General features: G+C 64.4%; 7 protein-coding genes. 6 read left to right on the top strand and 1 reads right to left on the bottom strand.

Annotation, left to right across the window (positions count from 1 at the left end; all coding sequences use genetic code 11):
* From AC1DS3_RS34415 to dsbD, 6 genes are all read left to right on the top strand, one after another.
* Positions 1-204: small ribosomal subunit protein uS11 (locus AC1DS3_RS34415; protein WP_477128934.1), on the top strand; the 204-nt coding region annotated here is incomplete at its 5' end.
* A 307-nt stretch (positions 205-511) separates the two neighbouring features.
* Positions 512-1,135, top strand: a complete 624-nt coding sequence (gene rpsD / locus AC1DS3_RS34410; protein ID WP_006160429.1) for a 30S ribosomal protein S4 — start codon at positions 512-514, stop codon at positions 1,133-1,135.
* Between the two features lie 182 nt (positions 1,136-1,317).
* Positions 1,318-2,298 (top strand): DNA-directed RNA polymerase subunit alpha, encoded by a 981-nt coding sequence (locus AC1DS3_RS34405; protein ID WP_006160428.1) that lies wholly within the window; start codon positions 1,318-1,320, stop codon positions 2,296-2,298.
* A 161-nt stretch (positions 2,299-2,459) separates the two neighbouring features.
* Positions 2,460-2,855, top strand: coding sequence for a 50S ribosomal protein L17 (rplQ, locus tag AC1DS3_RS34400; protein WP_006160427.1), 396 nt, complete (start codon positions 2,460-2,462; stop codon positions 2,853-2,855).
* Between the two features lie 165 nt (positions 2,856-3,020).
* The gene (cutA, locus tag AC1DS3_RS34395; RefSeq protein ID WP_441637904.1) at positions 3,021-3,365 is read left to right on the top strand and encodes a divalent-cation tolerance protein CutA; all 345 of its coding nucleotides are present in this window, start codon (positions 3,021-3,023) and stop codon (positions 3,363-3,365) included.
* Positions 3,366-3,571: 206 nt separating this feature from the next.
* Entirely contained in the window at positions 3,572-5,428 is a 1,857-nt protein-coding gene (gene dsbD, locus AC1DS3_RS34390; RefSeq protein ID WP_477128933.1) for a protein-disulfide reductase DsbD, read from the top strand.
* Between the two features lie 44 nt (positions 5,429-5,472).
* Here dsbD and AC1DS3_RS34385 read toward each other — a convergent pair.
* Positions 5,473-5,648: CorA family divalent cation transporter (locus AC1DS3_RS34385; protein ID WP_477128935.1), on the bottom strand; the 176-nt coding region annotated here is incomplete at its 5' end.

Genomic DNA, 5,648 nt, shown 5'->3' with positions numbered 1-5,648 from the left:
GCTCAGGTTGCTGCAGAGAACGCCGGCCGCGTGGCGCAAGACCAGGGTATCAAGAACCTGGACGTGCGCATCAAGGGCCCCGGCCCTGGCCGTGAATCGGCTGTGCGCGCGTTGAACGCGCTCGGCATCAAGATCTCGATTATCGAAGACGTGACGCCAGTGCCGCACAACGGCTGCCGTCCGCCCAAGCGTCGTCGGATCTAAGCGCCGGTGTGATACCCGGGCCGCGGGTGAGGTCTTCCTCGCCCTCTGCCCGGTGTGGTAACATCGCACGTTGACCTGCTGCATATGCTATGCAGCAGGTTTTCGTTTTGCGATTTTGTGTCTGGCGCTTGGCCTGCTGGTCTGTCGCCTGGTGCAAGTAGTCAGTCAAATGCTTTTGCGCGTGCCCTTATGGGAATGCGCTGGATAAGCCCACCGTCTGCCACTCACGCGTCCCTCGAACGGACGGAGAAGGCGGACTCGCGGCGCGTCAATCAAGGCGCCGCGATCGATCAGGAAGGAAGATAAAGTGGCACGTTATATCGGCCCGAAGGCCAAACTCTCCCGCCGTGAAGGTACCGACCTGTTCCTGAAGAGCGCACGCCGCTCGCTTGCAGACAAGTGCAAGCTGGACAGCAAGCCGGGCCAGCACGGCCGCACCTCGGGTGCACGCACCTCCGACTACGGCAACCAACTGCGCGAAAAGCAGAAGGTCAAGCGTATCTATGGCGTGCTCGAGCGCCAGTTCCGCCGCTACTTCGCTGAAGCCGACCGCCGCAAGGGCAACACCGGCGAGAAGCTGCTGCAACTGCTGGAATCGCGCCTGGACAACGTCGTGTACCGCATGGGCTTTGGCTCGACCCGCGCTGAAGCGCGCCAGCTGGTGTCGCACAAGGCGATCCTGCTGAACGGTCAAGCCCTGAACGTGCCGTCGGCGCAAGTCAAGGCTGGTGACGTCATCACCATCCGCGAGCAGTCGAAGAAGCAAGTCCGTATCGCCGAAGCGCTGTCGCTGGCTGAGCAATCGGGTTTCCCGGCATGGGTTGCCGTGGACGCGAAGAAGTTCGAAGGCACCTTCAAGCAAGTGCCGGATCGCGCCGATATCTCGGGTGACATCAACGAAAGCCTGATCGTCGAATTGTATTCGCGTTAATCACTCGAATTCTGACCGACACCATCGAACGGCCAGAGGCTTGCGTTTCCCGCCAAGCTTMACATTCAGCCCGACGCGCTGCCGCGCGTCGGGCTTATTGCCCATCGTGCGATGGGATTTTCAGGTTCCAAACGTCAGCCTTATCGGTGTAACGAGCCGAGGGTATTGAAAAGGACAACCTAATGCAAACAGCACTACTCAAGCCTAAAATTATTGCCGTGGAGCCGCTCGGCGACCATCACGCGAAGGTCGTGATGGAGCCGTTCGAGCGTGGCTATGGCCATACGCTCGGTAACGCCCTGCGTCGCGTGCTGCTGTCGTCGATGGTCGGTTATGCCCCGACCGAAGTCACGATCGCTGGGGTGGTCCATGAGTACTCCACCATCGATGGCGTGCAGGAAGACGTAGTCAACCTGCTGCTGAATCTGAAGGGTGTGGTCTTCAAACTGCACAACCGCGACGAAGTCACGGTCTCGCTGCGCAAGGAAGGCGAAGGCGTTGTGACGGCCGCGGATATCGAGCTGCCCCACGATGTCGAGATCATCAACCCCGGCCACGTGATCGCTCACCTGTCGGCCGGTGGCAAGCTCGATATGCAGATCAAGGTCGAACAAGGCCGTGGTTATGTGCCGGGCAACGTGCGTAAGTTCGGCGACGAAGCAGGCAAGGTCATTGGCCGCATCGTGCTGGACGCTTCGTTCTCGCCGGTGCGCCGCGTTTCGTACGCAGTCGAATCGGCTCGTGTGGAACAGCGTACCGACCTCGACAAGCTGGTGATGAACATCGAAACCGACGGCGTGATTTCGCCCGAAGAAGCGATTCGTCAATCGGCGCGCATCCTGGTCGACCAGCTGTCGGTGTTCGCCGCGCTGGAAGGCACCGAGTCGTCGGCGGAAGCCGCTTCGAGCCGTACGCCGCAGATCGATCCGATCCTGCTGCGTCCGGTCGACGACCTGGAGCTGACCGTGCGTTCGGCCAACTGCCTGAAGGCCGAAAACATTTACTACATCGGCGACCTGATCCAGCGCACCGAGAATGAGCTGCTCAAGACCCCGAACCTGGGTCGCAAGTCGCTCAACGAAATCAAGGAAGTGCTGGCTTCGCGCGGCCTGACCCTCGGCATGAAGCTCGAGAACTGGCCGCCCGCAGGGCTGGAGAAGTAATAGCCGGGCGCGGTGGCGGGCTTGTCCAGCCGCCGCGCCAGGTCATCGCGGCGACCGGCATGTGCCGGCTGCCTTAATAGACTACCGGCCCGCGCCGAACCGGAGATTGCTCCGGCCAAGCGATAGAAGAGCTGGTCAAACATTGCAATAAAGGAATCATCATGCGTCACCGTCATGGTTTGCGGAAACTGAACCGCACCTCGTCGCACCGCCTCGCGATGCTGCGCAACATGTCCAACTCGCTGTTCCAGCACGAGCTGATCAAGACCACCCTGCCCAAGGCCAAGGAACTGCGCAAGGTTGTCGAGCCCCTGATCACGCTGGCCAAGAAGGACACCGTTGCCAACCGCCGCCTGGCTTTCGCCCGTCTGCGCGACCGCGACATGGTCACCAAGCTGTTCAACGAACTCGGCCCGCGTTACAACGCGCGTCCGGGTGGCTACACCCGTATCCTGAAGTTCGGTTTCCGTCAGGGCGACAATGCGCCGATGGCGCTGGTCGAACTGGTTGACCGCCCGGAAATCACCGAAGCGCCGGCTGAAGAAGCAGGCGAATAAGGTTGATCCCGTCCCGTCCCGGCCCGCTTGCGACTTTTGGTCGCGGCGAGCCGCGCGGACACCGCTTACAATCGAGCCAGGCTATATGCCTGGCTCTTTTGTTTTCCGGGGCCGCTACGCCGGAGTCTGGCCGCCGGGCAGCCTGTGGCCTGGGAGGACGATCTGATGAGCGAAGCAATATTGGTGATGACATCGCTGCCGGACGCCGAGTCCGCAGGGCGTGTTGCTAGGGCCGTGCTGGAGTCGAGGTTGGCGGCATGCGTGAACCGGCTGGCGCCGTGCGAGTCCGAGTATTGGTGGCAAGGTGAGATCGAAAGCGCACGCGAGTGGCCGCTGATGATCAAGACCACCCAGGAGCGTTACGCCGCGCTGGAAGCCGCGATTCGGCTCGCGCACCCCTACGAGGTGCCTGAGATCGTCGCGATGCCGCTGGTTGCGGGATTCGCGCCTTATCTGGCCTGGGTGGCGCACGAAACCCGAACGGCCACAGACGAAGGCGACAGTGCGTAAGGATGGCGGCCGCTGCGCCGACTTACACTGATGCTGGCAATACAGCACTGCGCCCCGGGGACCGGCGCTATGATGCGAGCGCAATGCGGATACGACGAATGACATTTCAAAGGCAGGGCATGAGTTTCGGTGCGGGCGCGAGCGCCTCGGACGGTTGGGGGGCTGGGCAAGCCGTGCGGCATAGTGCCGCAGTGCGGCTGCTAATCATGCTGCTGGCCTCACTCTGGCTGTGCCTCGGCGGCATGGCGCATGCCGCCKCCGACGACTTCTTGCCGCCGGAACAGGCCTTCCGGTTTGCTGCCCATCAGGTCGATGCGAAGACGATCGAGGTTCGCTTCGACGTGGCGGATGGCTATTACCTCTACCGCGATCGCTTTGCCTTTGCGGCGCAGCCTGCGTCCGTCAAGCTGGGTGCGCCGGTGTTCCCGCCCGGCAAGGTCAAGTTCGACGAGACGTTCGGCAAGGAGATGGAAACCTATCACGGCGGGCTGACCATCCGCGTACCGGTGGAGTCTGCCCCGGCCGACGGCAAATGGTCGCTGGTGGTGACTTCCCAGGGCTGTGCCGACAAAGGCCTGTGCTATCCGCCGCAGGAAAGCGTGTTCAAGGTCGGCGGTGGTGCGCTTGACGGACTGTTCGGCAAGCGGGTACCGGCGGATTCCAGCAGCATCGGCAACAGCCCGGCCGCAGCAAGCGGCGATGCAGCCGGCCTCTCCCCCGCCCTGCCGGCCCCCACAGCCGATGAGAACGACCGCATCGCCGGCGCCCTGGCCAGCCGCAACCTTGGCGTGATCGCCGCGCTGTTCTTCGGCCTGGGCCTGCTGCTGACCTTCACGCCATGCGTGTTGCCGATGGTGCCCATCCTGTCGTCGATCGTGGTGGGCGAGCACGTTACGCGCAAGCGCGCCTTGCTGGTATCGCTGTCCTATGTGCTCGGCATGGCAGTGGTCTACACGGGGATCGGCGTGGCGGCGGGGCTGCTTGGTGAGGGCCTCTCAGCGGCGCTGCAGGCGCCGTGGATGCTGGTTGCCTTTGCGCTGCTGATGGTGGCGCTGTCGCTGTCCATGTTCGGTCTCTATGAGCTGCAGCTGCCGCAGCACTGGCAGACCCGGCTGACGGCATCGTCCAACCGCCGCCAGGGCGGGCAGCTTGCTGGTGCCGCAGCCATGGGCGCGATCTCCGCGCTGATCGTCGGGCCATGCGTGACGGCGCCACTGGCCGGCGCGCTGGCCTATATCGCGCGCACCGGCGATGCCGTGGTCGGCGGCGGCGCGTTGTTTGCCATGGCGCTCGGCATGGGCGTGCCGCTGGTGCTGGTGGGCGTGGGGGCGGGCAACCTGCTGCCGCGCGCCGGACGCTGGATGGAGACGACCAAGCGCTTCTTTGGCTTCCTGCTGCTGGGCGTGGCGCTCTGGATGGTGAGCCCGGTGTTGCCTGCGTGGGCGCTGATGGCGGGCTGGGCTGCGCTGCTGCTGGTCGGCGCGGTCTTCCTCAGCGCCTTCGATTCACTCGGCCCCGATGCGCATGGGCTGGCCAGGGTAGGCAAGGGCCTGGGCCTGCTGGCGGCGCTGGCAGGCGCCATCCTCCTGGTCGGGCTGGCATCCGGCGGCCGGGATCCCCTGCAGCCGCTGGCACACCTGAGCGCCGCGCGCTTGGCGCCGGAGGCGGCGGCCGGCGGCACTTCCGACGTGCGGTTCGAGCGCGTGCGCTCGATTGCGGAGCTCGATGCACGCGTGGCGCAGGCCGCAGCCGCCGGCAAGCCGGTGCTGCTCGATTTTTATGCGGACTGGTGCGTGAGCTGCAAGGAGATGGAGCGCTTCACATTTACCGATGAGCGTGTGCGGGCGCGGCTGTCCGAGGTCGTGATGCTGCAGGCGGATGTCACCCGGAACAACGCCGATGACCGCGCGCTGCTCAAGCGCTTCGGCCTGTTCGGCCCCCCGGGCATCATCCTGTATGGCGCCGACGGGCGCGAGCGGCCGGTCCGCGCGATCGGCTACCAGCCGGCCAAGCGCTTTCTCGACACGTTGTCGCGCGCGCTCGATACCAAGCCCAGTACCTAAGACGTACCTGAAATACCCGAAGCGCCAGCTTCGGCGGGCATCGGCTAGCTTTGCTCCAGCCGGCGCCCCAGCGCCCAGACCGCGGCCAGTACCACCACCACCGCTCCCATCAGCCCCAGCGACCACCAGAAGCCCTGGGGCTCGCGCAGCCATGGCATGCGGTCGAAGTTCATGCCGAAGATGCCGGTGATCAGCGTGAGCGGCATGAACAGCGCGGTGA

Source organism: Cupriavidus sp. 01L46, assembly GCF_056399905.1.
Note: the sequence above shows the minus strand (reverse complement) of the source record. Positions and strands in the feature narration are given on the sequence as shown.

Bases quoted from the DNA above. Each gene is read 5' to 3' on its own strand.
- AC1DS3_RS34405 (WP_006160428.1), top strand. From the start codon at position 1,318: ATGCAAACAGCACTACTCAAGCCTAAAATTATTGCCGTGGAGCCGCTC.
- rplQ (WP_006160427.1), top strand. From the start codon at position 2,460: ATGCGTCACCGTCATGGTTTGCGGAAACTGAACCGCACCTCGTCGCAC.
- cutA (WP_441637904.1), top strand. From the start codon at position 3,021: ATGAGCGAAGCAATATTGGTGATGACATCGCTGCCGGACGCCGAGTCC.